The following is a 305-nucleotide window of genomic DNA, read 5'->3' as shown; positions in this document are numbered from 1 at the left end:
GCCCCCCCCCGCCGTGTTGGGGGGGGGGGCCGGGGAAACCCGGCCCCCCCCCGCCATAAGGGAGGTGGTCTTCCCCGACACCATCCCCCTTAGGGACGGGGGCTACCCCGTCCTCTCCACCGCCGAGCTTCTGGCCCAGGCCATCCGCCACGTGCACACCAACCAGTCCGTGAGCGCCCTCATCTAGGGGTGTGGTACACTCTTCTTCGTGTGCCCCTTTTGGGGCTTAGGGAGGAGCCATGGAGTACCGCATAAAAGCCTACTACCGCGAGGGGGAGAAGCCCCAGGCCTTGAGGCGGGCCGGC

The 305-nt window shown here is 68.9% G+C and carries 1 pseudogene; it reads left to right on the top strand.

What is annotated here, in order from left to right:
• Positions 1–187: pseudogene (locus BVI061214_RS12200) on the top strand (phosphoribosylpyrophosphate synthetase); the annotation flags it as partial.
• Between the last annotated feature and the right edge of the window lie 118 nt (positions 188–305).

The organism is Thermus aquaticus (assembly GCF_001280255.1).
In the GTDB taxonomy this organism is placed as follows: domain Bacteria; phylum Deinococcota; class Deinococci; order Deinococcales; family Thermaceae; genus Thermus; species Thermus aquaticus.
Note: the sequence above shows the minus strand (reverse complement) of the source record. Positions and strands in the feature narration are given on the sequence as shown.